Source organism: Streptomyces sp. GSL17-111, from assembly GCF_037911585.1.
GTDB lineage: Bacteria > Actinomycetota > Actinomycetes > Streptomycetales > Streptomycetaceae > Streptomyces.
The window spans coordinates 2195012-2219564 of the sequence record NZ_JBAJNS010000001.1 but is presented as its reverse complement, the minus strand read 5'-3'; the positions used below and the strand labels follow the sequence as shown (position 1 = coordinate 2219564).

The window sequence follows — 24553 nt, the reverse complement described above, 5'->3', positions numbered from 1 at the left end:
GAGCGTATCGAACAGTGAGGCCTGTCACAACACCGCGTGCGAACTCTGTTCCTGATCAAGAAGTACGCTTCAGGGCGTTGGGTAGTTGATCTCCAGGTGCACGCCGAATAGCAGCGGGCGGGCCTCTGCGGCCGCGCGCTGCATGCCACAGGGCTGATTCGAGATCGTACTGATCAAGGGGAATGGCTGGTCAGGGCAGACCGATGAGATCCAGCAATGATTCCCCGTGAAATGATCTTCGCAGGGTCGGTTGTTGAGGGGCCTACCGGGCGGGAGGGTGGCAACCCGCGTGCGGGCAGACGCAAAGCCCCTGGTGGGACGGCTCTCACCACAAGATCGTCCGCTGAGCCTGCAGGCCACAATGGTCACCTACGTTGCCCTTCTTGATGCCCCGCGCCACGTGGTGGAGTGCACGGCCCGACTGCTGTCCGCGCACCGCCGCTCGGCGCGCAGGGAATCCACTCGCTGACCAGCGCACTCAAAGTGCTGCACCGTCGTGTGAAGAACGTATGCGGGCTGTACTTGCTCTTCCTCGGTCCAGCCCCACAGCGGCGTGAGTTCACCGATCGTCATCCGGCCGATCACGTGGTCCTTCTTCGTTGCGAACGCCTCGTCATCACGCGGCACGTGCCGACTCCGGCCCCGGTGGTCGTCAGCGCCTACGCTGGCGGCCATGCGGAACGCCTACCGGGTCGAGGTCGTACGGCACGCCGAGCGGGAGCTGATGGCACGGCTCCCCGAGGGCGCCCTCATGCAACGCGCCGCCGCCGGGCTGGCCGCCGCCGCGGCCGACCTGCTCGGCCGCGTCTACGGCACCCGCGTCGCCCTCCTGGTCGGCAGCGGGGACAACGGCGGCGACGCCCTGTACGCGGGGGCCCGGCTCGCGCGGCGCGGCGCCGGGGTCACCGCCGTGCTGCTGAGCCCCGACCGCGTCCACCCCGGCGGGCTCGCCGCGCTCCGCCGGGCGGGCGGCCGTGCCGTCGGGGCCGAGGAGGCCGTGCTCGACGGGGCCGATCTGGTGCTGGACGGCATCACCGGCATCGGCGGCACGGGCGGCCTGCGGGAGAACGCCGCCCGCCTGCTGCGCGGCGTCACCGCTCCCGTCCTCGCCGTGGACCTGCCGAGCGGGGTGAACGCCGACACCGGCGAGGTCGAGGGCGAGGCCGTCCGGGCGGTGGCGACGGTGACGTTCGGCGCGTGGAAGCCCGGCCTGCTCGTCGAGCCCGCCCGCAGCCGCGCCGGGGCGGTGCGGCTCGTCGACATCGGCCTGGCGCCGCACCTGCCCGCCACGCCCGACGTGGAGGCGCCGCAGCACGCCGACGTGGCCGCCCTGCTGCCCCGGCCGGGCGCCGACACCGACAAGTACCGGCGGGGCGTCGTGGGCGTCGCCGCCGGCTCGGCGCAGTACCCGGGCGCCGCCGTGCTGGCCGTCTCCGGGGCGCTGCGCGGGGGCGCCGGGGCCGTGCGCTACGCGGGCACGGCCGCCGCCGAGGTGATCGCCCGGCACCCCGAGGCGCTGGTCACCGACGGCTCCCCGGAGCACGCGGGCCGGGTGCAGGCGTGGGCCGTCGGATCGGGGCTGGGCGGCGGCGCCGGGGCGGAGCGGGCCGTCCGCGAGGTGCTGGACGCCGAGGTCCCGGTGCTGATCGACGCCGACGGGCTGCGGCTGGCCGACGTCGCGGCCGTGCGGGCCCGCCGCGCCCCGACGGTGCTGACCCCGCACGCCGGTGAGGCCGCCGCCCTGCTGGACACCTCCCGGGCCGCCGTCGAGGCGGGCATGCTCGACGCCGTGCGGCGGCTGGCCGACCGCTACCGGGCGACCGTCCTGCTCAAGGGCTCCGCCACGCTCGTCGCCGGGCCGGACGGCGGGCCCGTGCGGGCCAACCCCACCGGCACCGGCTGGCTCGCCACCGCGGGCAGCGGCGACGTCCTCTCCGGCCTGATCGGCGCGCTGCTCGCCGCCGGGCTCGACGCCCGGGACGCCGCCGCCGCCGGGGCCTACCTGCACGGGGTGGCGGGCCGGACGGCCACGGCGCCGCCCGCCGCGTCCGACGTCGCCGCCGCCCTCCCGGCGGCCTGGCGCGAGGTGTGCGCGGCCCGCCCGCACGGTGCCTGAGACACTGGTGCCGTGAACAGCGCACCCGCCACCCGCCCGCCGCGCGTCCGGGCCGAGATCGACCTCGCCGCCGTGCGCGCGAACGTGCGGGCCCTGCGCGCCCGGGCGGCCGGGGGCGCCGGGCTCATGGCGGTCGTCAAGGCGGACGCCTACGGGCACGGCCTGCTCCCGTGCGCCCGCGCCGCCCGCCGGGCCGGGTCCGACTGGCTGGGGACGGCCACCCCCGAGGAGGCGCTGGCCCTGCGCGCGGCCGGGGACACCGGCCCGGTGCTCGCGTGGCTGTGGACGCCCGGCGGCCCCTGGGCGCGCGCAGTCGAGGCGGACGTCGACGTCTCCGCGAGCGCCCTGTGGGCGCTGGACGAGATCGTGGCCGCCGCCCGCACGACGGGCCGCACCGCCCGCGTCCACCTCAAGGCCGACACCGGGCTGGGCCGCAACGGCTGCCAGCCCGCCGACTGGCCGGCCCTGGTGGCCGCCGCCCGCGCCGCCGAGGCGGAGGGCGCCGTGCGCGTCACCGGTCTGTGGTCGCACTTCGCCTGCGCCGACGAGCCGGGGCACCCCTCGATCGCCGTGCAGCTGACCGCGTTCCGCGAGGCGCTGGCCCAGGCCGAGCGGGCCGGGCTGCGCCCCGAGGTCCGGCACCTGGCCAACTCGCCCGCCACGCTCACCCTCCCCGCGTCCCACTTCGACCTCGTGCGCCCCGGCGTCTCCGTCTACGGGCTCTCGCCCGCCCCCGAGATCGGGGTGCCGGAGGAATTCGGGCTGCGCCCGGCGATGCGGCTCAGCGCCGACCTGGCGAACGTCAAGCGGGTGCCCGGCGGGCACGGCGTCTCCTACGGGCTCACCTACACCACGCCGGGCCCGACGACGCTCGCCCTCGTCCCGGCCGGGTACGCCGACGGCGTTCCCCGGCACGCGTCGGGCTGCGGTCCCGTCCTCGTCGCGGGGAAGCTGCGGACGGTGGCCGGGCGGGTGGCGATGGACCAGTTCGTCGTGGACCTCGGCGGAGACGGCGCCGAGGCCGGGGACGAGGCCGTGCTGTTCGGCCCCGGCGACTCGGGCGAGCCGACGGCGGAGGACTGGGCGCGGGCCGTCGGCACGATCGGGTACGAGATCGTCACCCGCGTCGGCTCCCGCGTCCCCCGCGTCCATCTGAACGCCGAGCCCGACGCCGGGGCCGAGCCCGCCGACGTCGGAACCGACGCCGACGCCGACGCCGACGCCGGGGCCGGGTAGGGCCATGGGCCTGGGGGACATGAGCCCGCGCCGCCGGGCCGGGCTCGCCGGGGCCGCGCTCGGCGTCGTCGCGGCGGGCGTCGCCGTCGAACGGCTGACGGTCCACCGCACGGTACGCCGCCGGGCCCGCCTCTCCCTGGACGCGCAGGGCCCCTACGGCACCCTGCGCGGCACCCCCGGCACCGTCCGCGCCGACGACGGGACCGAGCTCTACTACGAGACGGACGGCCCCGCAGCAAACGAGGTCACCGCCGACGACACCCTCACCGTCGTCCTCAGCCACGGCTACTGCCTCAGCCAGGACTCCTGGCACTTCCAGCGCGCCGCCCTGCGCGACCTCGGGGTGCGCGCCGTCTACTGGGACCAGCGCGGCCACGGCCGGTCCGGGCTCGGTGGCGCCGACCGTCCGCAGGCCGCCCCGGAGCTGCTCCACCGGCTCGGCCAGGACCTGAGGGCCGTGCTGGACGCGGCGGCACCGCGCGGGCCCGTGGTGCTCGTCGGCCACTCCATGGGGGGCATGACGATGATGACGTTCGCCGCCCAGTACCCCGCGTGGGTGAAGCGGCGCGTCGCCGGGGCCGCGTTCCTGGGCACGTCGGCGGGGGGCCTCGCGGAGGTGACCTACGGCTTCCCGGCCGCCGGGGTGCGGGCGGCGCGCCGCGTGCTGCCGGGTGTACTCGGGCTGCTCTCGGCGCACCCGGCGCTGGTGGAGCGCGGCCGGGAGGCCGTCGCCGACCTGCTCGCCGGCCTGGTGCGGCACTACTCCTTCGGCGCGCCCCGCGCGGTCGACCCGGCCGTGTCCCGCTTCGCGGAGCGGCTGATCGAGGCCACGCCGATCGACGTCGTCGCCGAGTTCTACCCCGCCTTCGAGGGGCACGAGCAGACCGCCGCCCTCGCCGCCTTCGCGGGCCGTCCCGCCCTCGTCGCCGCCGGGGAACGGGACCAGCTCACCCCGCAGCCGCACAGCGAGGCCATCGCCGCCGCGCTGCCCGGCGCCCGGCTGGAGATCCTGCCCGACACCGGGCACCTGCTGATGCTCGAACGCCCCGAGGAGGTCAACGCCCTCCTGCGCGCCCTGCTGGGCACGGCCTAGCATCGGAGTCATGCACGAAGCCACGCAGACGGCCACACCCCGGGCGCAGGCCCGGGCCCGGATCACGGTCAGCACGCCCGAGCGCATGCGGGAGGTGGGCCGCAGGCTCGCCGGTCTCCTGCGCGCCGGTGACCTGGTGCTGCTCTCCGGCGAACTGGGCGCCGGGAAGACGACGCTCGCCCGGGGCCTGGGGGAGGGGCTGGGCGTGCGCGGTGCCGTCACCTCGCCGACGTTCGTCATCGCCCGCGTGCACCCCTCGACGGTGGGCGGCCCGCCGCTCGTCCACGTCGACGCCTACCGGCTCGGCGGCGGGCTGGAGGAGATGGAGGACCTGGACCTGGACGTCTCGCTGCCCGAGTCCGTCGTCGTCGTGGAGTGGGGCGAGGGCAAGGTCGAGGAGCTGACGGAGGACCGCCTGCACGTGGTGATCGACCGCACCCTCGGCACGGACGTCCCGGAACCGCAGTCGGCCGAAGGCGCGGCCGAAGGTGCGGGCGACGGCGCGGACGACGGCGCCGTCGACGTCCGCGAGGTGACGCTCACCGGTGTCGGCTCCCGCTGGGCGGACGTCGACCTGTCGGCGGTGGTCTGAGCCGTCCTGGCGGCGTTCCCGACCGCGTCCCGACGACGTGTCGGCAAGCTGTTGCGCAGCCGACCCCCGCGTGGTTAGGTGAACCTAACTTGTAGCGCGTGAGGAGGGGCCATGCCGGAACGTGAGTCCGCACCACCGTCCGCACGACCGTGCGCGCCGCAGACGCCGCCGTTCGGCGAACTCCTGGCGTCCTGCGCGGCCGCCCGCGCCGTCTCCCGGCCCCCGGAGGACGAGCCCCGCACGCCCCGCGCCCCGCGCGTCCGTGAGGACGACGCCGCCTGAGGCCGACCCGGCGCGGCCGGGCGTCACGGGACGACGACGACCTCGGTGCCGAGCGTCGCGAACTCCCACATCGCCGTGCCGTCGGCCCGGGTCTCCCGGATGCCGCCCGTCTTGCGCTCCGGCTCCGCCGTCGGCTCGGCGCCGTCCTCGACGGGCGCGCTGAAGCCGATCCCGGTGCCCGCGAGCGTCGCGAACCGCACGACGTGCTGCACGGGCACCCCGTCCGTCCCCGTGACCTGCGCGGCCCGCGACGTCACGGTGTAGGTGCCGACCACCGGGTCGAGGGTGCCCGGCCGGACCTCGTACGTCCGCTGCACCGCCTCGCTCGCGCCGACCAGCCACACGCGGTCCGCCTCCAGCGAGTACACCACGCGTCGCCCCTCCCCGGAGGCGGGCGGCAGGGCCTGCGGGTCCGGTGACTGCTCGGCGGCCGGTGAGGGGGACGCCGACGGCTCGGACCGCTTGCCGTCGTGCGCCGCGTCCTGGGCGGCCGACGCCTGGTAGGCGAGGAAGCCGACCGTGGCGAGCGCCAGCGCGGTCAGTCCGGCCACGAACGTCCCCGCACTGCTGCGTGCCACCGGGTTCACCCCTCGATGCCGTGTGTCGTCTTCTCGCCGCCCGGCTTCTCGCCGCCCGGCGCGCGCGGGTGTGCGCGCACTGATCGTCAGTGCGACGGTAGCAGCCCCCGGGTACCCCTCCGGGGCAGCCCGGACACCGCACCGCCGGGCGCGCCGTAGGCTTGCTCCGTGCTGCTGCTCGCTCTTGACACCGCCACCCCCGCGATCACCGTCGCCCTGCACGACGGCGAGCGGGTCCTCGCCGCCCGCGACCAGGTGGACGCCCGCCGCCACGGTGAGCTGCTGCTCCCGGCGGTGGACGCCGTCCTGGCCGAGGCGGGCCGCGTGCTGAACGAGGTGACGGGCCTGGTCGTCGGCATCGGGCCGGGCCCCTACACCGGGCTGCGGGTCGGGCTGGTGACGGCGGCGGGGTTCGGCGCGGCGCTCGGCATCCCCGTGCACGGCCTGTGCACGCTCGACGGCCTGGCCTACGCCGCCGGGCGGTCCGGGGCCGTCGGCGGGGACGGGCCGTTCGTCGTCGCGACGGACGCCCGCCGCAAGGAGGTCTACTGGGCCCGCTACACCGACGCCCGGACGCGCGTGGGTGAACCGCGCGTGGACCGGCCCGCCGACATCGCCGCCGAGGTCGCCGGCGTCCCCGCCGTCGGCGCGGGCGCCCGGCTGTACCCCGGGACCTTCACCGGTCTGCGGGAGGACGGCCCCGAGCACCAGTCGGCCGCCGCGCTCGCCGCGCTGGCCGCCGAGCGGCTGGCCGCCGGGGAGCCGTTCCCGCCGCCGCTGCCGATGTACCTGCGCCGCCCGGACGCCAAGGTCCCCGCCGGGTACAAGGTGGTCACGCCACGGTGAGCCCGAGGCAGGATCGCGCCGAACACGCCGAACACGCCGAACACGCCGACCCGTCCGGCGCCGTCACGCTGCGCGCGATGCGCTGGTGGCACATCGAGCCGGTGCTGGCCCTGGAGCGCGCGCTGTTCCCCGAGGACGCGTGGTCGGCGGGGATGTTCTGGTCGGAGCTGGCGCACGCGCGCGGGCCCGGCGCCACGCACCACTACACCGTCGCCGAGGACCCCGGCGGCCGGATCGTCGGCTACGCCGGGCTGGCCACCACCGTCGACGGCACCGGGGACGTCCAGACCATCGCCGCCGCCCCCGAGCGGCAGGGCACCGGGCTCGGCACCCGGCTCCTGACCGACCTCCTCGCCGCCGCCACCGCCTTCGAGTGCCACCAGGTCTTCCTGGAGGTCCGCGTCGACAACCCGCGGGCCCAGCGCCTGTACGAGCGGCACGGTTTCGTGCCGGTGGGCCTGCGGCGCGGCTACTACCAGCCGGGCGACGTCGACGCGCTGGTCATGCGCCGCGAGCACGGCGCCCCGACGACGCCCCCGCCCCCGGCCGGCGCCGGACGTCCCCCCGCCCCCAGCGACCCGAGCTAGGAACGACGACAGATGATCCCCGACGAGCCCCTTGTCCTCGGCATCGAGACCTCCTGCGACGAGACCGGTGTCGGCGTCGTGCGCGGTCACACGCTGCTGGCCGACGCCGTCGCCTCCAGCGTCGACGACCACGCCCGCTACGGCGGCGTCGTCCCCGAGATCGCCAGCCGGGCGCACCTGGAGGCCATGGTCCCGACCATCCAGCGCGCCCTGGCCCAGGCGGGCGTGGCCGCCACCGACCTCGACGGCGTCGCCGTCACCGCCGGCCCCGGGCTGGCCGGGGCGCTGCTCGTCGGCGTCTCGGCGGCCAAGGCGTACGCCTACGCGCTCGGCAAGCCGCTCTACGGCGTCAACCACCTGGCGTCCCACATCTGCGTCGACCAGCTCGAACACGGCGCGCTGCCCGAGCCGACGATGGCGCTGCTCGTCAGCGGCGGCCACTCCTCGCTGCTCCTCGCGCCCGACATCACCGCCGACGTCCGCCCGCTGGGCGCCACGATCGACGACGCGGCGGGTGAGGCGTTCGACAAGGTCGCCCGCGTCCTCGGCCTGGGCTTCCCCGGCGGACCCGTCATCGACCGCTACGCCCGCGAGGGCGACCCCGCCGCGATCGCCTTCCCGCGCGGCCTCACCGGCCCGCGTGACGCCCCCTACGACTTCTCCTTCTCCGGGCTCAAGACCGCCGTCGCCCGCTGGATCGAGGCCCGGCGGCGGGCGGGCGAGGACGTGCCCGTCGCCGACGTCGCCGCGTCCTTCCAGGAGGCCGTCACCGACGTGCTCACGCGCAAGGCGATCCGGGCCTGCCGGGACGAGGGCGTGGACCACCTGATGATCGGCGGCGGTGTCGCCGCCAACTCGCGGCTGCGCGCGCTGGCGGAGGAGCGGTGCGCCGACGCGGGCATCACCCTGCGGGTGCCCCGGCCGAAGCTGTGCACGGACAACGGCGCGATGGTCGCCGCGCTCGGCGCCGAGATGGTCGCCCGGGGCCGCGCCGCCTCCGGCTGGGACCTGCCGGCCGACTCCTCGCTCCCCGTCACCGAGCCCCACGTCCCGGCGGCCCCGCCCGTCGCGCACGACCACGACCACGACCACTCGTCTGAGCACGACCACTCCCACGACCACGTGCACGAACTGAGCCGGAAGAACCTCTACGACGCATGACGACGCCTGCGACGACCGCCCTGATGTGGGAAGCCCGCGCCGCCGAGGGGCGGGGCGCGGAGCTGCTGGCCTGGGCGCGGTCCCAGACCCTCGACCCCGCGCCCGGGCGGCGCGAGACCTACACCGCGCCCGGTGACCGCGTCCTGGTGATCACCCACTGGGAGGAGCCGGGGCCGGTCGGTGAGCTTCCCGACCCGCCCGCCGGGCTGCTGCACCGCCCGGTGCACCGCTGGCGCTTCACCCGGGTCGACTGAGGCGCGGCACCCGCACCTCAGGTGTGCTCCGAGGTGACGTGGAAGAGGGCGCCCTCGGGGTCGCGCAGCCCGGCCACCCGGCCGAAGTGGGACAGCTCCGGCGCCTGGACGACGCTGCCGCCGGCCGCCTCCGTCCGCGCCGCCACCTCGTCCACGTCGTCGACGCAGAAGTAGACGTGCCACTGCGGCCGGACCGTCGGGTCCGGCGCCTCCTCCACCGCGCCGCCCCACAGGTCCGCGACGTGGTGGCCGTCCACGGACAGCACCACGTGGTCCGACTCGAACCGGACGCTGACCCGGTCCGGCTCCCGGGTGTCCCAGGCGAACACGCCGCCGTAAAACATGGCCGCCCCGAAGGCGTCACCCGTGACGAGCTGCAGGCGGGCCGGCGCACCCGCCAGCCGCCGCATCCGCCACCCGGGGACGGGATCGCCCTCCCAGACGCCGAAGCGCGCGTCCTGCCGGTCGGCCGCCCACAGCACCCGGCCCGTGCCGAAGGGGAGCGGCCCCACGGCCACCGTCCCCCCGCGCTCCTGGATGCGTCCGGCCACCTCGTTCACGCTGTTCGCCTGGAAGTACGCCGTCCACGCCGGGGCGAAGGTCCGGGTCTGCGCCGTCATGCCGAGCCCGGCGACCGCACGCCCCTCGGTGAGCGCCAGCTGGTAGCCCTGCTCCTGGTCGCGGAAGCCCGGCCGGTAGGTCCAGCCGAGGGCGCTCTCGTAGAAGCGCATGGCGGCGTCCAGGTCGTGCGTCATGAGGCTCACCCAGCACGGCGCACCGTGGACGGCTCCCGCATCGTCGGGCACCTGTGCTCACCTCGTTTCCGTGCGCGGCCCCGCTCGTTCCGCTTCCACCTTCCGGCCCCGGAGCCGGACGTGCCACACGGGGACGCCCGACGGCGGGCGGGCCGGGGCGGTCGCGGCCCTACACGGGGTGGCCGAGCAGCATCGTGGGCGCCCCCGCCACCCGGGTGAGGAAGACGGTCGCCGCGTTCGGGCCCGCGAGGCGGACCTTGCGCCGCAGCTCCTCGGGTTCCACGGCCGAGCCGCGCTTCTTCACCGTCAGGACGCCGACCTCCCGCTCCCGCAGCAGCGCGCGCAGCCGCTTGACGTGGAAGGGCAGGACGTCCGTCACCTCGTAGGCCCGCGCGTACGGCGTCGCCCGCAGGACGTCGGAGGTCACGTAGGCGATGTCCGGGCTCAGCAGGCGGCCGTCCACGTCGCGGGCGACGTCGGCGACGAGGTGGGCCCGGATGACCGCGCCGTCCGGCTCGTACAGGTACCGGCCGACCGGTCCGGGCTCCGGGTCGGGCAGGCCGGCCCCGAGGAGCGAGTGCCCGCCGGGGAGCAGCGTGGCCCGGAACCCGGGTGTCGCCCCGGCACCGAACCACAGCACGGCCTCCTTGACCTCGCCCGACACCGAGATCCACTCCGTCTCGGCGTCGTCGGGCAGCGCCTCGTGCGGCACGCCGGGGGCGATCTTCAGGGCCGCGTGCGGCACCCGGCGCGCCACGTCGAGTGCCCAGGACAGCGGCGGCGAGTACGCCTCGGGGTCGAACACCCGGCCCCGGCCGCCGCGCCGCGCCGGGTCGACGAAGACGGCGTCGTACCCGTCGACGTCCACCTCGGTGACGTCGGCCCGGCGCACCGTGATCCGTTCGGTCAGGCCGAGCGCCGCGGCGTTGGCCTCGATGACGGCGCAGGTCAGGGGCGAGCGGTCCACCGCGAGGACGTCGACCCCGGCGCGGGCGAGCTCGACGGCGTCACCCCCGATGCCGCAGCACAGGTCGGCCAGTCGCCGCACCCCGCGTCCGGCCAGCCGCCCGGCGCGGTAGGCGGCCACCCCGGAGCGCGTCGCCTGCTCGACGCCGTCGGGGGTGAAGTACATCCGGGCGGCGTCCTCGGGGCCGAACTTCGCGACGGCCCGCTGCCGCAGCCGGGCCTGGCCGAGTGCCGCCGAGACGAGGGCGGCGGGGTGGTCGCGGCGCAGCCGGGTGGCGAGGGCCAGTTCGTCGGCGGGGTCGTGGTCGCGCAGCAGCTCCAGCAGCTCGGCCCCCTCGTCGGTCAGGAGCGCCCGGAAGGCGTCGACCTCGGGGGAGGCGGGGGTCGGTGTGTCGGGTGATTCGGATACGGCCACGCGGCTCATTTTCCTCTGCCCGGCGGAACGCCGTCGCCCTCCGGGCCCCGGCTGCTGGCACGATCCGGCGTTATGCCGATCATCAGACAAATCAGACAAGATGACAGGAAAGGGTCGCGGAACTGGCGTCAGCTCCGGCGCGCCGCCGGCGCCTCCACCGTCGTCGTGCTCGCCGTCTCGTGCGCCGCCGTCTCCGGGACCGGCCACGTCCCCGACGGCCGCGCCCCGCTCGACGAGCCGCTCGCCGCCGCCGTGGAAGGGCTGCCGCTCGGCGAGGCGGAGCGCGTCGGCGCCGAGTACGCCGCCGCCTCCCTCGCCGACTACGCCCACGGCCTGGAGCGGGCCGAGGCCCGTCGCGTCGCCGCCGCGAAACGCTGGGGGCTCGCCACGCCCCCGCTGCGCCCCCCGGCGCCGCCCCGGCAGAAGGTCGAGCTCGCCAGCACCCCCGGGCTCATCGCGGACGAGGGGCTGCCGCCGGTCCTCGTCCGCGTCCCCACCGACGACAAGGTCGTCTTCCTCACCATCGACGACGGCTGGCACAAGGACCCGCGCTTCACCCGCATGCTGCGGGAACTCGACATCCCCTACAGCGCGTTCCTCTCCGACTACGTGGCCAAGGACGACTACGACTACTTCCGCCGCATGCACCGCGACGGCGCCGCCGTCCAGAACCACACCCTGCACCACAAGGAGATGCCGAAGCTCTCCTACGAGCGGCAGCGCCGCGAGATCTGCGACATGCAGGAGGTGCTGAAGAAGGAGATCGGGGTGACGCCGCGGCTGTTCCGCCCGCCCTACGGCGCCTACAACCGCGACACGCTCCGTGCGGCGGCCACCTGCGGCATCGAGGCCGTCCCGCTGTGGGCCGAGGAGGCGTGGGCCAAGAAGTTCGACTGGGGCCGCGCCGACCGCACCTTCCACCCCGGCGACATCATCCTCACCCACTTCCGCGGGCCGGACGAGTGGGGCGGCACCATGAACGACATGCTGCGCCGCACCCTGAAGACCGCCACCGACCAGGGCTTCGCCCTCGCCCGCCTGGAGGACTACATCTGACCGGGCCCCGCGGTCCGGAGGGCCGGACGGCGGGCGGGGCGGGTGTGGCGGACGGCCGTGCGGCGGGTGGAAGGGGCCGTTCCGGGTGCCGGATCCGACGACGCGCGGTGTGGCGTTGGCACTCCGCTTGACCGAGTGCTAACCGAGGCATAGTCTCACCGTTGGCACTCTCCACCGGGGAGTGCCAGGCGCGACGGGAAGGTCCGGCACCCGCGACGACGGATCGACCAGGTCGCCACCTCTAGACATAAGACCCCGTGAGATCTCCGAAGGGGGAGGTCGGATCGTGACGACCGCCAGCTCCAAGGTTGCCATCAAGCCGCTTGAGGACCGCATCGTGGTCCAGCCGCTCGACGCCGAGCAGACCACGGCCTCGGGCCTGGTCATTCCGGACACCGCCAAGGAGAAGCCCCAGGAGGGCACCGTCCTGGCCGTGGGCCCGGGCCGCTTCGAGGACGGTAACCGCCTGCCGCTCGACGTGAAGGTCGGTGACGTCGTTCTGTACAGCAAGTACGGCGGCACCGAGGTGAAGTACAACAACGAGGAGTACCTCGTCCTCTCGGCTCGCGACGTGCTCGCGATCATCGAGAAGTAAGGCACCCCCGCACATCCGTGTGTCGATCCGCGCCCTGGTTCCCCGTCACAGACAGCCGGGGCCAGGGCGCGGTTCGTTTGTGATACGCCCACAAAGCCCTGAGAGGACCTCTCTACGCCATGGCGAAGATCCTGAAGTTCGACGAGGACGCCCGTCGCGCCCTGGAGCGCGGCGTCAACAAGCTGGCCGACACCGTCAAGGTGACGATCGGCCCCAAGGGCCGCAACGTCGTCATCGACAAGAAGTTCGGCGCCCCGACCATCACCAACGACGGCGTCACCATCGCGCGTGAGGTCGAGGTCGAGGACCCGTACGAGAACCTCGGCGCCCAGCTCGTCAAGGAGGTGGCGACCAAGACCAACGACATCGCGGGTGACGGCACCACCACCGCCACCGTGCTGGCCCAGGCGCTCGTCCGCGAGGGCCTGCGCAACGTCGCCGCCGGCGCCTCCCCGGCCGCCCTGAAGAAGGGCATCGACGCCGCCGTCAAGGCCGTCTCCGACGACCTGATCGCTTCCGCCAGCCCGATCGACTCCAAGGCCGACATCGCCTCGGTGGCCGGTCTGTCCGCGCAGGACAAGCAGGTCGGCGAGCTGATCGCCGAGGCCATGGACAAGGTCGGCAAGGACGGCGTCATCACCGTCGAGGAGTCGCAGACCTTCGGCCTGGAGCTGGACTTCACCGAGGGCATGGCCTTCGACAAGGGCTACCTCTCGCCCTACATGGTCACCGACCAGGAGCGGATGGAGGCCGTCCTCGACGACCCGTACATCCTCATCCACCAGGGCAAGATCTCGGCCATCGCCGACCTGCTGCCGCTGCTGGAGAAGATCATGCAGGCCGGCGGCTCCCGCCCGCTGCTGATCATCGCCGAGGACGTCGAGGGCGAGGCCCTGTCCACGCTGGTCGTCAACAAGATCCGCGGCACCTTCAACGCCGTCGCCGTCAAGGCTCCCGGCTTCGGTGACCGCCGCAAGGCGATGCTCGGCGACATGGCCACCCTCACCGGCGGCACCGTCGTCGCCGAGGAGGTCGGCCTCAAGCTCGACCAGGTCGGCCTGGACGTGCTGGGCTCCGCCCGCCGCGTCACCGTCACCAAGGACGACACCACCATCGTCGACGGCGCCGGGACCAGCGACGACGTGCAGGCCCGCGTCGCGCAGATCAAGGCCGAGATCGACAACACCGACTCCGACTGGGACCGCGAGAAGCTCCAGGAGCGCCTCGCCAAGCTGGCCGGCGGCGTGTGCGTCATCCGCGTCGGCGCGGCCACCGAGGTCGAGCTCAAGGAGAAGAAGCACCGCCTGGAGGACGCCATCTCCGCGACCCGCGCCGCGGTCGAGGAGGGCATCGTCTCCGGTGGCGGCTCCGCGCTCGTCCACTCCGCGAAGGTCCTGGCCGACAGCCTGGGCAAGTCCGACGACGAGGCCACCGGCGTCGCCGTCGTGCGTCGCGCCGTCGTCGAGCCGCTGCGCTGGATCGCGGAGAACGCCGGCCTGGAGGGCTACGTCATCACCTCCAAGGTCGCCGAGATGGAGAAGGGCCACGGCTTCAACGCCGCCACCGGCGAGTACGGCGACCTGGTCAAGGCCGGCGTCATCGACCCGGTGAAGGTCACCCGCTCCGCCCTGGAGAACGCCGCGTCCATCGCCTCCCTGCTCCTCACGACCGAGACCCTGGTCGTCGAGAAGCCGGCCGAGGAGGAGGACGCCGGTCACGGCCACGGTCACGGCCACGCGCACTGACCAGGCCCGGCACACCGCCTGACGCAGGCCCCCACCCCTGGCGGGTGGGGGCCTGTCGGCGTCCGGGCCCGGCGCGGTGCCGCGCCTACGGCCGGGGCAGTTCGACGGCGCCGATCTCCGCGAGCAGCCGGGCGTTGTCCCAGTTGAACCAGCTCTCGGCGATCTTGCCGTCCTGGAACCGGAACGTCACGTGGCCGGTGAGCGTGAACTCCCTGCCGGTCGGCTCGGTGCCCATGAAGGTGCCCACGTGCCGCGCCGCGGCCTCGAAGCGCTGGCTGACCAGGTCACCGTCGGCCACGGCGCCCAGCACCGTGAACCGGGGTTCGAACGGGTCGAGTTCCTCCCGCAGGTTCTCCCGTGCCTCGTCAAGGCCGTGCAGGTCGCCCGTGGGGTTGGCCGGGTCGTGCTCCACGTAGTCCGCGTGGAAGTAGTCCTCCAGCGCGGCGTAGTCCCGCTCGGACAGCACCTCTTCGAAGACCCGGCGGGCGGTGTCCTTGTTCAGCTGCTCGTCCCGCACCACGTCCAGGTCCGTGAACTGCGGCATCTCGTCACAGAGCGCCACCATCTCCTGGAAGATCCGGTCGGTCTCGGGCAGGTTCGAGTTCCGCATCGCCTCCTCGTAGGAGGGGAACTCGACGATCTCCACCACGTGGGTGGAGCTGGACCGGTCGCGGCCGACGAGGGCGTGGGTCGCCGTCCGCTTGCCCCGGGTCGCCTCCACCCAGGAGTCCAGCAGCCGGTTCATGTCGTCGACCCGGCTGGTTTTACAGTCGATGAGCTGCACGAATGTCATGACGGCCTCCTACGGTCGGCCATCGGTGAAGGGGGACATCTCCAGGCTATGCCTCCCGCGAAACCGACGCCTGGGCGTGGCGTGGGCGGCACGGTGACGGCGGGCCCCTACTTCGGTGCGTACTTGCGGCCCGAGCTGGACGACACCCGGCCCAGCAGCCCGCGCGGCACCAGCTTGCTCGCGCCCAGCAGCGTCTTGTACCGGGCGTCCGGCACGGAGAGCGTCCGGCCCCGGGCGAGGTCCTTCAGCGCGGCGTCCACGACCCGGTCGGCGTCCAGCCACATCCACCCCGGGACGTCCGAGGCCGACATCCCGGCCCGCTCGTGGAACTCGGTCCGCACGAACCCCGGGCACAGCGCCAGCATCCGCACCCCCGAGTCCGCCAGGTCCTGCGCGGCCCCCTGCGTGAACTGCACGACCCACGCCTTGCTCGCCCCGTACGTCCCGCGCGGCACGAACGCGGCCACGGAGGCGACGTTCACCACCCCGCCCCGGCCGCGCTCCCGCATCGCCCCGGCCGCCGCCGACGTCAGCCGCAGCACCGCCTCGCAGTGCACGCGCAGCATCCGCAGCTCGTCCTCCTCCGACACCTCCAGGAAGCGGCCCTTGGTGCCGAAGCCCGCGTTGTTGACCAGCAGGTCCACCGGGTGGCGCCGGTCGCCCAGCCGCCGGGCGACGGCGGTGATGCCCTCCTCCGTGGCCAGGTCGGCCCGCAGCGTGGACGCCTCGATGCCGTGCCGGTCGTGCAGCTCGGTGGCCTGCCGCGCCAGCCGTTCGGCGTCCCGGGCGACCAGCACCACGTCGTGTCCGTCCCGGGCCAGCCGCCGGGCGAACGCGGCGCCGATTCCGGCCGTCGCCCCTGTGATCAGTGCAGTCGTCATACCGGGAACCGTAGCGGCCCGCCGCTCAACGCCCCGCGCGGCTCCCGTCCTTCGGCCCGCCCGCCACCTGTCCGGACGCGCGCGCCCGCACCGCGCGGGCGCACCCGGCGCGGCGGCTCACTCGCCCCGCGCCTCGGCGAGCACCCGCTCCGGCAGGACGTCCCGCGCGGCCAGCAGCCGGGGCAGCAGCTCGCGCTCGGTGGTGAGGGCGCGGAACATCAGCGAGACCGTGACGTCGTGGTCGGGCCGGTGCACCACCTCGACGGCGTCCCCGGCCCGGATCTCGCCGCCCTCGGCGACGCGCAGATAGGGGCCGGGCCGGGCGGCGCGGGTGAAGCGCTTCACCCAGCCCGCCTCGCCGAGGTGCCCGGCGAACGTCCGGCAGGGCAGCCGCACGTGGCACACCTCCAGCACCACCTGGGGGCCGACGCGCCAGCGCTCGCCGACCAGCGCGTGGTTGATGTCGTAGTTGGACGTCGTCAGGTTCTCGCCGAACGTACCCGGCGGCAGCTCGCGGCCCAGCTCCTCCTCCCAGACGTCCAGGTCCTCGCGGGCGAAGGCGTACACGGCCTGGTCGTCGCCGCCGTGGAACCGCAGGTCCCCGATCGCGTCCCCCACGATGCCGCTGCCGCCGGTGCCCCGCGGCCCCGGAGCCTTGACCAGCACCGGGCCGCGCACCGGCGTCTTGCCGATGCCCGTGAGGCCGGCGGGGGCCGAACTGTGTTCCGTCGCCTGGAGGGCACCGCGGTTCACCGAGAGTATGTGCATGGCCAAAGGCTACGACCCCCTCCGTCCGGCAGGTCCAGGCGTTGCCGACGCCACGCGTGGGTGGGCCGGCCGGGCCGGGCCGAGGCGGGCCGTGGCCGGGGCCGTCTTAGGGTGGGGGCATGCTCGAAGCCCGTCACCTCCGGGTCCTGCGCGCCGTGGCGGCCGCCGGTTCGTACTCGGCCGCCGCCCGGGAGCTGGGCTGCACGCAGCCCGCCGTCAGCCAGCAGATGCGCGCGCTGGAGCAGTCGGTCGGGACGCCGCTGCTGTACCGGGCGGGCCGGGAGACCCGGCTGACGGAGGCGGGCGAGGCCCTGGCCCGGCACGGTGCCACCGTGCTCGCCGGGCTGACGGCGGCGGAGGAGGAGGTCGCCGCCATCGCGGGGCTGCGGGCCGGGCGGGTGCGGCTGGTGTCCTTCCCCAGCGCCAGCTCGACGCTGCTGCCCGGCGCCGTCGCCGCGCTGCGTACCGAACACCCGGGCACCCGGGTCTCCCTGGTGGAGGCCCAGCCGCCCGGCTCGGTGGAGCTGCTGCGCGCCGGGGACTGCGACGTCGCCCTCGCCTACCGCTACCCGGGCTCCTCCGACGGCGCCGCCTCCGGTGCCGCCGCCGCCCGGTCGGCTCCGGCGGCCGAGTGGGACGACCTCGTCGTGCGGCCGCTGCTGACCGACCGGCTCGTGGGGCTCCTCCCGGAGGGCCACCGGCTGGCCACGGGGGCGGACGTGCCGTTCGCCGCGTTGGCGGAGGAGTCGTGGATCGCCGGGTGCCCCCGGTGCCGCCGCCATCTGGAGGACGTGTGCGGGGCGGCGGGCTTCGCGCCCCGGATCGACTTCGCCACGGATGACTACCCGGCGGTGGTGGGCCTGGTGGGAGCGGGTCTCGGCGTCGCCGTGCTGCCGGAGCTGGCGGTCGAGTCGGTGCGCCCGAAGGGGGTGGCCCTGGTCGCCGTCACGCCCGAGGTGCGACGCGAGGTCGTGGCGCTGACGCTGCCCGACCTCGGCCGCGTCCCGGCGGTGGCCGCCACACTCGACCATCTGGCGGCGTCGGCCGCCGCGCGCACCGGCACGCCGTCGGCGGCCGTGACCCCACGACAGGGCTGACGCGCGGCGGGCAGCGGGCACCCCCCGCGCGCAGATACGTTTCTGCGCGCCGTCGTCCTCCGGGCCCGGTTGCTCACGCCCCCGTCGGCGTGTCGGCCGCCGGGCCGGAGCCGGGCGCGCCCGCGCCGCCGGTCGTCACGAGACGGTGCCGGGCCCGGCCCATCAGCTCTTCGCGTTCGTCCTCCGTCAGGCCTCCCCAGACGCCGTACGGCTCCCGCACGGCCAGGGCGTGGGCCGCGCACTGCGCACGGACCGGGCAGCGCATGCACACCTCTTTCGCCGATGCCTCACGCGCGCTGCGGGCCGCGCCGCGCTCGCCCTCCGGGTGGAAGAAGAGCGAGCTGTCGACCCCGCGGCAGGCGGCCAGGAGCTGCCAGTCCCACAGGTCGGCGTTGGGGCCCGGAAGGCGGGAGAAATCTGCCATTGCTCGTCCTCTCGGAGCGTTGCTGCGGCTGTTCGACGGGCCTGTCGACCCCCGGGCGCCTTGCCGGAGCGCCCGGTCCCGAATGGGGCCGCCCGCATCGGCGGGCGCCCCCGAGTACCCGCGAGGGCGGTCGGGATGCCTTCGCGCCGGGGGTGTGGGGAGCGTGGGTGGTGGTGTCCATCCATCCCCGTCGTCCTGAGTTTGGTGTGAGTAGCTGTAAATATGACTCTTTGCCGAATTTAGCCACGGACGCCACAAAGTGGAAGCAAAAGCGCCCAAATAGGGCACAGTGGTCCGAGGCGCGCTGCGCGACGGGGTGCGTCCGAGGGATGTGCGCCGCCCTGCGCGGCCGTGCGTCCTTCTGGGTGTTCGCGCCCACACGTAGAGTGCCGAAGGCGGGTCGCACGGCCCGTAACTCTTTTGGGTGACCGTCGTTGAGAGTGCGGAGGCGGTTGGCAGGACACCGAGTCCCCGGCCCGGAGCCGAGGACGTGCCCCGGTCACGGCGGCGCGGGCGCTCAACCGCACAGGTGACGATTCGTAACAGCCTGGAGGCTCAAGGTGATGCGCATCAGCAGCGGAGGGCGGCCATGACTTCCGTCCTCGTATGCGACGACTCCCCGCTCGCCCGGGAGGCGCTCCGCCGTGCGGTCGCGACCGTGCCCGGCGTCGAGCGCGTGACGACGGCGGCCAACGGCGAGGAAGTCCTCCGCCGCTGGGGCGCCGACCGCTCCGACCTCGTCCTGATGGACGTGCGCATGCCCGGCCTGGGCGGTGTGGAGACGGTGCGCCGGCTGCTCTCCGCCGATCCGGGGGCACGCATCATCATGCTCACCGTCGCGGAGGACCTCGACGGCGTCGCGCTCGCCGTCGCCGCCGGCGCCCGGGGCTACCTGCACAAGGACGCCTCCCGCGCCGAGCTGCGGGCCACCGTCACCCAGGCGCTGGCCGACCCGACGTGGCGGCTGGCCCCGCGCCGGCTGCGCTCCGCCGAGATGGGCGCGGCCCCCACCCTCACCGCCCGCGAGATCCAGGTGCTGGAAGGCATGAGCCACGGACGGTCCAACGCCGAGATCGGCCGCGAGCTCTTCCTCTCCGAGGACACCGTCAAGACGCACGCCCGGCGCCTGTTCAAGAAGCTGGGCGCCTCCGACCGGGCGCACGCCGTGGCGCTCGGTTTCCGCTGGGGCCTCGTCCGCTGATCCTGCGGTCCGGGGGCGCGGCGCCGCACGTCACAGGCCCGCCACGCCCCCGCCGGCTCCTCCGTTCCGCCCCGGTCTCCGCACCAACGCGCGCGATGCCGCATGCTTGGTGGTGGACTCCTGTCCGGCCGAACGCCGGAATCAGCCGGCGGCAGCCGACCGGGACGGTGTGAGGAACCCGAAAGGGGGAGGGCTAGCCAGATGGTCATGGGCGCACTCCGATATAACGCTTCAGGGCACAACCAAGAGCGCGGTGCGGCGAATGCGTCGGACTCGGTGCACCATGGACCGATGCGCGACGACACCACACCGGGCACCGCTGTCGTGCCCACCGGCCGTGGACCGGGCATCGGTGCCGTCGTGCGGCGCGCCGTCGAGGGGGACGAGCAGGCCACCCACGACCTCCTCGCGCACGTCCACCCCCTCGCTCTGCGCTACTGCCGTACGCGGCTGAGCCGGCTGCCCGGAGACGCCCGGCACTTCGTCGACGACCTCGCGCAGGAGGTCTGCCTCGCCGTCCTGTGCGCCCTGCCGCGCTACCGGGACACCGGCAAGCCGTTCGACGCGTTCGTCGTCGCCATCGCCCAGCACAAGGTCGCGGACCTCCAGCGGGCCGCGATGCGGCACCCCGGCCTGATGGCCGTGCCGTCGGACGAGATGCCCGAGCAGCCCGACGACAGCCTCGGCCCGGAGGAGCGCGCGCTGCTGAGCAGCGACACCGAGTGGGCCAAGAAGCTCCTCGCCAACCTCCCGGAGCACCAGCGCGAGCTGATCCTCCTGCGCGTCGCCGTCGGGCTCAGCGCCGAGGAGACGGGCCAGATGCTCGGCATGTCCCCGGGCGCCGTCCGCGTCGCGCAGCATCGCGCGCTGTCCCGGCTGCGCGCCCTCGCCGAGCAGTAGCCCCACCCGCGCCCCGCACCGCCCGCGCGCCCCCGGCGGCCCCGTCCGACCGGCCGGTCCGCGCCGCGTGACCAGCGCCATCCGGCCGTACTTTCACACGAGCACGAGGTCCCTCGTTTGGCCGTTAGCATGGGGGGACGTGTACGGGCAAGACCACCAGGGAAGGTGTCATGACTGACAACGTCGACGGAGTGCCTGAGAAGTTCGCGCGGCTCGGGCTGACCTACGACGACGTCCTGCTGCTGCCCGGCGAGTCGGACATGGCACCCCAGGACATCGACACGTCCTCCCTCGTCTCCCGCAACGTCCGGGTGAACATCCCGCTGCTCTCCGCCGCGATGGACAAGGTGACCGAGGCGCGCATGGCCATCGCCATGGCCCGGCAGGGCGGCGTCGGCGTCCTCCACCGGAACCTGTCGATCGAGGAGCAGGCCGCCCAGGTCGACCGCGTCAAGCGCTCCGAGTCCGGCATGGTCACCGACCCCATCACCATCCGGCCGGACGCGACCCTGCGCGAGGCGGACGAGCTGTGCGGCCGCTTCCGCATCAGCGGCGTGCCCGTGACGGACGCCGTCGGCAAGCTGCTCGGCATCGTCACCAACCGCGACATGGCCTTCGAGCTCGACCGCACCCGCCAGGTCCGCGACGTGATGACGCCGATGCCGCTGGTCACCGGCAAGGTCGGCATCCCCCGCTCCGAGGCCATGGAGCTGCTGCGCCGCCACAAGATCGAGAAGCTGCCGCTGGTCGACGACGACGGCCGGATCAAGGGCCTCATCACCGTCAAGGACTTCGTGAAGGCCGAGAAGTACCCGAACGCCGCCAAGGACGCCGAGGGCCGGCTTCTCGTCGGCGCCGCCGTCGGCGTGGCCGGTGACGCCTACGAGCGGGCCCAGGCCCTCATCGAGGCCGGTGTCGACTTCGTCGTCGTCGACACCGCCCACGGGCACTCCCGGCTGGTCGGTGACATGGTCGCCAAGATCAAGTCCAACCACGCCGGCGTCGACGTCGTCGGCGGCAACATCGCCACGCGTGACGGCGCGAAGGCCCTCGTCGACGCGGGCTGCGACGGCATCAAGGTCGGTGTCGGCCCCGGCTCCATCTGCACCACCCGCGTCGTCGCCGGCATCGGCGTCCCGCAGGTCACCGCCATCTACGACGCCGCCCTGGCGGCCCGCGAGGCCGGTATCCCCGTCATCGGCGACGGCGGCCTCCAGTACAGCGGCGACATCGCGAAGGCCATCGTCGCGGGCGCCGACACCGTCATGCTCGGCAGCCTGCTCGCGGGCTGCCAGGAGTCGCCCGGCGAGCTGCTGTTCATCAACGGCAAGCAGTTCAAGTCCTACCGGGGCATGGGCTCGCTCGGGGCGATGCAGTCGCGCGGCGAGCAGCGTTCCTTCTCCAAGGACCGCTACTTCCAGGAGGAGGTCAGCGGCGACGACAAGCTGATCCCCGAGGGCATCGAGGGCCAGGTGCCCTACCGGGGGCCGCTGTCCGCCGTCGTCCACCAGCTCGTCGGCGGTCTGCGGCAGTCCATGTTCTACGTGGGCGGGCGCACCGTGCCGCAGATGAAGGAGCGCGGCCAGTTCGTGCGCATCACGGCGGCCGGGCTCACCGAGAGCCACCCCCACGACATCCAGATGACCGTCGAGGCCCCCAACTACTCCTCGCGCCGCTGAGGCCACGTCCGATCCGGTGGCCGCCGCACGCCGGGACGCGATGCGGCTCCCGGACGCCCTTGCGCGATACTGGGGGCCGCACAGCCGTAGGGAAGGGCAGCATCAGTGACTGAGATCGAGATCGGGCGCGGCAAGCGCGGCCGCCAGGCGTACGCCTTCGACGACATCGCCGTCGTCCCCAGCCGCCGCACGCGAGACCCGAAGGAGGTCTCCATCGCCTGGCAGATCGACGCGTACCGCTTCGAACTGCCCTTCCTCGCCGCGCCGATGGACTCCGTCGTCTCCCCGGCGACGGCCATCCGCATCGGTGAGATGGGCGGCCTCGGCGTCCTCAACCTCGAAGGCCTGTGGACGCGGTACGAGGACCCGGAGCCCCTGCTCGCGGAGATCGCCGAACTGCCCGAGGGTGAGGCGAACCGCCGCCTCCAGGACATCTACGCGGAGCCGATCAAGGAGGAGCTGATCGGCCGCCGCCTCAAGGAGGTCCGGGACGCGGGCGTCGTCACCGCCGCGGCGCTGTCGCCGCAGCGCACCGCGCAGTTCTCCAAGGCCGTGGTGGACGCGGGCGTCGACATCTTCGTCATCCGCGGCACGACCGTCTCCGCCGAGCACGTCTCCTCGGCCGCCGAGCCGCTGAACCTCAAGCAGTTCATCTACGAGCTGGACGTCCCCGTCATCGTCGGCGGCTGCGCCACCTACACCGCCGCCCTGCACCTCATGCGTACCGGCGCCGCCGGCGTCCTCGTCGGCTTCGGCGGCGGCGCGGCCCACACCACGCGCAACGTGCTCGGCATCCAGGTGCCCATGGCCACCGCCGTCGCCGACGTCGCCGCTGCCCGTCGCGACTACCTCGACGAGTCCGGCGGCCGGTACGTCCACGTCATCGCCGACGGCGGCGTCGGGTGGTCCGGCGACCTGCCGAAGGCCGTCGCCTGCGGCGCCGACGCCGTCATGATGGGCTCCCCGCTCGCCCGCGCGACCGACGCCCCGGGGCGCGGCTTCCACTGGGGCATGGAGGCCGTCCACGAGGACGTGCCGCGTGGGAAGAAGGTCCACCTCGGCACCGTCGGCACCACGGAGGAGGTCCTCACCGGCCCCTCCCACACCCCCGACGGCTCGATGAACTTCTTCGGCGCCCTCCGCCGGGCCATGGCCACCACCGGCTACTCCGACCTCAAGGAGTTCCAGCGCGTCGAGGTCACCGTCTCCCGCAGTCGCTGACCGTCCCCGCGCACGCCCTCGGGCCCGTTCCGCTTGTGGCGGGACGGGCCCGAGGCGTTTCGCGGACCGGCGGCGGTGCAGCGCCTCCGCGGCGCCGGTCGCCGTGCAGGTCCGGCAAGGGCGCGGCCCGGTCACCGGATCAGTGCCGGGCGGGCGCTTCGACGTTTCCGGAACACGTCATCGTGGACGTCTGGCGCGAGGTGGCTGGGCGCTCGCCGGACGAGGTGTCCTCGGTGTTCGTGCCGGACGAGACGCAGTTGGAGGTCGTCTCGGTGACGGTGCGGCCGTCCTCGGTGGTGTAGGTGTCCTCGAAGTGCCGGGCGCACTGGTAACCGCCCTCGGTCTGGACGCACTTCGGTGCGGGGACGGGCCCGTCCTGCGCGGGGACGAGGTCGGCTGCCGTCAGGGCGAAGCTGCCCAGAAGCACCGCGAGAGCGACGGTCGCCTTCTTCAGCATCGTTCTCCTTTCCCGAGCCCACGAGGGGCACGTGTCACACGTCATGAGTAATGCGGTGGTCTTTTTCGGTTCCCCGGGGGAAGTGGGAAGAAAATTCACTAAAGGCACTGACGTCACGGCCATGGCCGTTTTAGTGGCTGTTATTTATTGCTGCTGCAATTTAGTGAACGTCATGCTGACCCGGTCAGTGGCGGGTCCGGCCGCGCCCTTTCGTGGTGCCCGTGGGGCGAAGCCCCCCGGGGCCGCCGCACCTTCGCGAGTGTGGCGGCCCCGGGGCCTCACGTTCCGTGCGGCGGCGGAAGCCGCCCCGAGTCGGGCTTCAGCCGGGCAGCGCCTCAGGAGTCAGCGGTTCAGCGGAACTCGCTCTTGTTCTTCTGGTCGACGTCGCAACGGAAGTTGACCGAGTTGTCGGAGCCGGCCTCGCCCTCGCCCTGGCCGAGGAGGCCCAGGCCGAGGCCCAGGTTCACGTCGCCGAGCAGGCTCGCGGAGGTCTGCTCGACGTCCTGCGAGCAGGCCGCGGCGTTGTCCTGGTCGACGATCGGGGCCCCGCCGTACGCGAACGCGGAACCGGAACCGACCGCGCCGAGGCTGGCAACCATTGCCACAGCAACGGCGGCAGTGCGGATGGTGCGCATGGAAATCTCCCTGCTTCTCATGAGTGGCCACGTAAAGACGTGGGTCTGTGGTCAGACGAGTCAATAATCCGCTTACGAAATTCCTTATCCGGGGTGGACACGCCGTCGCCCCGGGCGCCACGGCGAGTCTCACCCCAGCAGCGGAGCGCGCGTCGCCCGGGAACGGCTTTGCACGCGGCGGCTGTTCGGGTTCCCAGCCGTTCGGGTGGGGCCCGCGGCA

Annotated in this window: 26 protein-coding genes; 17 read left to right on the top strand and 9 right to left on the bottom strand. The window is 74.1% G+C overall.

Going from position 1 to position 24553, the window contains the following annotated elements; translation table 11 throughout:
• Positions 1–673 precede the first annotated feature (673 nt).
• The 5 genes from V6D49_RS09540 (at position 674) to V6D49_RS09520 (ending at position 5319) form a co-directional block, all read left to right on the top strand.
• Complete coding sequence (locus V6D49_RS09540; protein ID WP_340558794.1) at positions 674–2116, top strand: NAD(P)H-hydrate dehydratase; 1443 nt, start codon at positions 674–676, stop codon at positions 2114–2116.
• Positions 2117–2128: 12 nt separating this feature from the next.
• Complete coding sequence (alr, locus tag V6D49_RS09535; protein ID WP_340558792.1) at positions 2129–3352, top strand: alanine racemase; 1224 nt, start codon at positions 2129–2131, stop codon at positions 3350–3352.
• Positions 3353–3356: 4 nt separating this feature from the next.
• Positions 3357–4445: an alpha/beta fold hydrolase gene (locus V6D49_RS09530; RefSeq protein WP_340558790.1), complete on the top strand. Its 1089-nt coding sequence runs from the start codon at positions 3357–3359 to the stop codon at positions 4443–4445.
• Between the two features lie 10 nt (positions 4446–4455).
• The gene (gene tsaE, locus V6D49_RS09525; protein WP_340558788.1) at positions 4456–5037 is read left to right on the top strand and encodes a tRNA (adenosine(37)-N6)-threonylcarbamoyltransferase complex ATPase subunit type 1 TsaE; all 582 of its coding nucleotides are present in this window, start codon (positions 4456–4458) and stop codon (positions 5035–5037) included.
• Positions 5038–5148: 111 nt separating this feature from the next.
• On the top strand, positions 5149–5319 hold the full coding sequence (locus V6D49_RS09520; protein WP_340558787.1) for a hypothetical protein: 171 nt from the start codon (positions 5149–5151) through the stop codon (positions 5317–5319).
• A 23-nt stretch (positions 5320–5342) separates the two neighbouring features.
• Here the strand turns inward: V6D49_RS09520 and V6D49_RS09515 are convergent, their stop codons facing one another.
• Positions 5343–5897: a hypothetical protein gene (locus tag V6D49_RS09515; RefSeq protein ID WP_340558785.1), complete on the bottom strand. Its 555-nt coding sequence runs from the start codon at positions 5895–5897 to the stop codon at positions 5343–5345.
• A gap of 168 nt (positions 5898–6065) precedes the next feature.
• On the opposite strand from V6D49_RS09515, the gene tsaB reads away from it, so the two are divergent.
• The 4 genes from tsaB to V6D49_RS09495 all read left to right on the top strand — a co-directional run bounded on the left by tsaB (position 6066) and on the right by V6D49_RS09495 (position 8745).
• Positions 6066–6743 carry a tRNA (adenosine(37)-N6)-threonylcarbamoyltransferase complex dimerization subunit type 1 TsaB gene (gene tsaB / locus V6D49_RS09510; protein WP_340558784.1) on the top strand — a complete coding sequence of 226 codons (678 nt, stop codon included), beginning with the start codon at positions 6066–6068 and terminating at the stop codon, positions 6741–6743.
• A gap of 77 nt (positions 6744–6820) precedes the next feature.
• Positions 6821–7330, top strand: coding sequence for a ribosomal protein S18-alanine N-acetyltransferase (rimI, locus tag V6D49_RS09505; RefSeq protein WP_340563837.1), 510 nt, complete (start codon positions 6821–6823; stop codon positions 7328–7330).
• A gap of 15 nt (positions 7331–7345) precedes the next feature.
• The gene (tsaD, locus tag V6D49_RS09500; protein ID WP_340563835.1) at positions 7346–8491 is read left to right on the top strand and encodes a tRNA (adenosine(37)-N6)-threonylcarbamoyltransferase complex transferase subunit TsaD; all 1146 of its coding nucleotides are present in this window, start codon (positions 7346–7348) and stop codon (positions 8489–8491) included.
• The gene (locus tag V6D49_RS09495) at positions 8488–8745 is read left to right on the top strand and encodes a hypothetical protein (RefSeq protein ID WP_340558782.1); all 258 of its coding nucleotides are present in this window, start codon (positions 8488–8490) and stop codon (positions 8743–8745) included. The genes tsaD and V6D49_RS09495 overlap by 4 nt, the downstream gene beginning before the upstream one ends.
• A 17-nt stretch (positions 8746–8762) precedes the next feature.
• On the opposite strand, the gene V6D49_RS09490 is transcribed toward V6D49_RS09495, so the two are convergent.
• Together V6D49_RS09490 and V6D49_RS09485 are read right to left on the bottom strand one after the other, a co-directional pair.
• Positions 8763–9551, bottom strand: coding sequence for a VOC family protein (locus V6D49_RS09490; RefSeq protein ID WP_340558780.1), 789 nt, complete (start codon positions 9549–9551; stop codon positions 8763–8765).
• 118 nt (positions 9552–9669) lie between these two features.
• Positions 9670–10881, bottom strand: a complete 1212-nt coding sequence (locus V6D49_RS09485) for a THUMP-like domain-containing protein (RefSeq protein WP_340558778.1) — start codon at positions 10879–10881, stop codon at positions 9670–9672.
• A gap of 81 nt (positions 10882–10962) precedes the next feature.
• Here V6D49_RS09485 and V6D49_RS09480 point away from each other — a divergent pair, with 81 nt between their 5' ends.
• From V6D49_RS09480 to groL, 3 genes are all read left to right on the top strand, one after another.
• Positions 10963–11937 carry a polysaccharide deacetylase family protein gene (locus V6D49_RS09480; protein ID WP_445330632.1) on the top strand — a complete coding sequence of 325 codons (975 nt, stop codon included), beginning with the start codon at positions 10963–10965 and terminating at the stop codon, positions 11935–11937.
• Between the two features lie 286 nt (positions 11938–12223).
• Positions 12224–12532, top strand: a complete 309-nt coding sequence (gene groES / locus V6D49_RS09475; protein ID WP_191209702.1) for a co-chaperone GroES — start codon at positions 12224–12226, stop codon at positions 12530–12532.
• Positions 12533–12651: 119 nt separating this feature from the next.
• Positions 12652–14277, top strand: coding sequence for a chaperonin GroEL (groL, locus tag V6D49_RS09470; protein ID WP_340558775.1), 1626 nt, complete (start codon positions 12652–12654; stop codon positions 14275–14277).
• 85 nt (positions 14278–14362) lie between these two features.
• Here the strand turns inward: groL and V6D49_RS09465 are convergent, their stop codons facing one another.
• From V6D49_RS09465 to V6D49_RS09455, 3 genes are all read right to left on the bottom strand, one after another.
• Positions 14363–15070 carry an ester cyclase gene (locus tag V6D49_RS09465; protein ID WP_340558773.1) on the bottom strand — a complete coding sequence of 236 codons (708 nt, stop codon included), beginning with the start codon at positions 15068–15070 and terminating at the stop codon, positions 14363–14365.
• A 107-nt stretch (positions 15071–15177) separates the two neighbouring features.
• A complete protein-coding gene (locus V6D49_RS09460) occupies positions 15178–15951 on the bottom strand; it encodes an SDR family NAD(P)-dependent oxidoreductase (protein ID WP_340558771.1) in 774 nt (257 codons plus the stop codon).
• A 117-nt stretch (positions 15952–16068) separates the two neighbouring features.
• Entirely contained in the window at positions 16069–16719 is a 651-nt protein-coding gene (locus V6D49_RS09455; protein WP_340558769.1) for an MOSC domain-containing protein, read from the bottom strand.
• Positions 16720–16838: 119 nt separating this feature from the next.
• Between V6D49_RS09455 and V6D49_RS09450 the strand changes: the two genes are divergently transcribed.
• A complete protein-coding gene (locus V6D49_RS09450; RefSeq protein WP_340558767.1) occupies positions 16839–17816 on the top strand; it encodes a LysR family transcriptional regulator in 978 nt (325 codons plus the stop codon).
• A gap of 73 nt (positions 17817–17889) precedes the next feature.
• Here V6D49_RS09450 and V6D49_RS09445 read toward each other — a convergent pair whose 3' ends face one another.
• Entirely contained in the window at positions 17890–18240 is a 351-nt protein-coding gene (locus tag V6D49_RS09445) for a WhiB family transcriptional regulator (RefSeq protein WP_340558766.1), read from the bottom strand.
• A 589-nt stretch (positions 18241–18829) separates the two neighbouring features.
• Here V6D49_RS09445 and V6D49_RS09440 point away from each other — a divergent pair.
• From V6D49_RS09440 to V6D49_RS09425, 4 genes are all read left to right on the top strand, one after another.
• On the top strand, positions 18830–19441 hold the full coding sequence (locus V6D49_RS09440) for a response regulator transcription factor (protein ID WP_028426699.1): 612 nt from the start codon (positions 18830–18832) through the stop codon (positions 19439–19441).
• Positions 19442–19732: 291 nt separating this feature from the next.
• Positions 19733–20341 (top strand): sigma-70 family RNA polymerase sigma factor, encoded by a 609-nt coding sequence (locus V6D49_RS09435; RefSeq protein WP_340558764.1) that lies wholly within the window; start codon positions 19733–19735, stop codon positions 20339–20341.
• A 170-nt stretch (positions 20342–20511) separates the two neighbouring features.
• Positions 20512–22020: an IMP dehydrogenase gene (gene guaB / locus V6D49_RS09430; protein WP_340558763.1), complete on the top strand. Its 1509-nt coding sequence runs from the start codon at positions 20512–20514 to the stop codon at positions 22018–22020.
• 105 nt (positions 22021–22125) lie between these two features.
• Positions 22126–23241: a GuaB3 family IMP dehydrogenase-related protein gene (locus V6D49_RS09425; protein ID WP_340558762.1), complete on the top strand. Its 1116-nt coding sequence runs from the start codon at positions 22126–22128 to the stop codon at positions 23239–23241.
• Positions 23242–23380: 139 nt separating this feature from the next.
• Here V6D49_RS09425 and V6D49_RS09420 read toward each other — a convergent pair whose 3' ends face one another.
• The gene (locus V6D49_RS09420) at positions 23381–23698 is read right to left on the bottom strand and encodes a hypothetical protein (protein WP_340558760.1); all 318 of its coding nucleotides are present in this window, start codon (positions 23696–23698) and stop codon (positions 23381–23383) included.
• A 350-nt stretch (positions 23699–24048) separates the two neighbouring features.
• Positions 24049–24333 (bottom strand): hypothetical protein, encoded by a 285-nt coding sequence (locus V6D49_RS09415; protein ID WP_340558758.1) that lies wholly within the window; start codon positions 24331–24333, stop codon positions 24049–24051.
• Positions 24334–24553 lie beyond the last annotated feature (220 nt).

Bases quoted from the DNA above. Each gene is read 5' to 3' on its own strand.
- guaB (WP_340558763.1), top strand. From the start codon at position 20,512: ATGACTGACAACGTCGACGGAGTGCCTGAGAAGTTCGCGCGGCTCGGG.
- V6D49_RS09460 (WP_340558771.1), bottom strand. From the start codon at position 15,951: ATGACGACTGCACTGATCACAGGGGCGACGGCCGGAATCGGCGCCGCG.
- V6D49_RS09440 (WP_028426699.1), top strand. From the start codon at position 18,830: ATGACTTCCGTCCTCGTATGCGACGACTCCCCGCTCGCCCGGGAGGCG.
- V6D49_RS09415 (WP_340558758.1), bottom strand. From the start codon at position 24,333: ATGCGCACCATCCGCACTGCCGCCGTTGCTGTGGCAATGGTTGCCAGC.
- V6D49_RS09495 (WP_340558782.1), top strand. From the start codon at position 8,488: ATGACGACGCCTGCGACGACCGCCCTGATGTGGGAAGCCCGCGCCGCC.
- V6D49_RS09445 (WP_340558766.1), bottom strand. From the start codon at position 18,240: ATGGCAGATTTCTCCCGCCTTCCGGGCCCCAACGCCGACCTGTGGGAC.
- groL (WP_340558775.1), top strand. From the start codon at position 12,652: ATGGCGAAGATCCTGAAGTTCGACGAGGACGCCCGTCGCGCCCTGGAG.
- V6D49_RS09530 (WP_340558790.1), top strand. From the start codon at position 3,357: ATGGGCCTGGGGGACATGAGCCCGCGCCGCCGGGCCGGGCTCGCCGGG.
- V6D49_RS09465 (WP_340558773.1), bottom strand. From the start codon at position 15,070: ATGACATTCGTGCAGCTCATCGACTGTAAAACCAGCCGGGTCGACGAC.
- V6D49_RS09450 (WP_340558767.1), top strand. From the start codon at position 16,839: ATGCTCGAAGCCCGTCACCTCCGGGTCCTGCGCGCCGTGGCGGCCGCC.
- tsaE (WP_340558788.1), top strand. From the start codon at position 4,456: ATGCACGAAGCCACGCAGACGGCCACACCCCGGGCGCAGGCCCGGGCC.
- V6D49_RS09435 (WP_340558764.1), top strand. From the start codon at position 19,733: ATGCGCGACGACACCACACCGGGCACCGCTGTCGTGCCCACCGGCCGT.
- V6D49_RS09420 (WP_340558760.1), bottom strand. From the start codon at position 23,698: ATGCTGAAGAAGGCGACCGTCGCTCTCGCGGTGCTTCTGGGCAGCTTC.
- rimI (WP_340563837.1), top strand. From the start codon at position 6,821: ATGCGCTGGTGGCACATCGAGCCGGTGCTGGCCCTGGAGCGCGCGCTG.
- V6D49_RS09540 (WP_340558794.1), top strand. From the start codon at position 674: ATGCGGAACGCCTACCGGGTCGAGGTCGTACGGCACGCCGAGCGGGAG.
- V6D49_RS09455 (WP_340558769.1), bottom strand. From the start codon at position 16,719: ATGCACATACTCTCGGTGAACCGCGGTGCCCTCCAGGCGACGGAACAC.
- V6D49_RS09520 (WP_340558787.1), top strand. From the start codon at position 5,149: ATGCCGGAACGTGAGTCCGCACCACCGTCCGCACGACCGTGCGCGCCG.